This is a genomic window from Citrobacter sp. TBCS-14, from assembly GCF_005280805.1.
Lineage (GTDB): Bacteria > Pseudomonadota > Gammaproteobacteria > Enterobacterales > Enterobacteriaceae > Citrobacter > Citrobacter gillenii.
Window position 1 is genome coordinate 1 of record NZ_SZWM01000386.1, and the last position, 224, is coordinate 224.

Below are 224 nucleotides of genomic sequence, written 5' to 3' on the forward strand. Positions count from 1 at the left end.
AAAACAGCTGGCAAAGCGGTATTGGCGGCACGCTGTTAGATGGACGCAATCTCAGCTACAGCGTTAATCAGGGACACAGCAGCTCCAACGGATACAGCGGGAGCGCTAACGCGAACTGGCAGGCGGCCTATGGCACGCTGGGCGTGGGTTACAACTATGACCGTGACCAGCATGACTATAACTGGCAACTCTCCGGTGGCGTCATCGGACATGCGGACGGCATT

1 protein-coding gene is annotated in these 224 nt (G+C 57.1%); it reads left to right on the forward strand.

Annotated elements, in window-relative coordinates:
- A partial coding sequence (locus tag FDX22_RS31195; RefSeq protein WP_255432943.1) for a fimbria/pilus outer membrane usher protein occupies positions 1-224 on the forward strand: 224 nt, incomplete at both ends.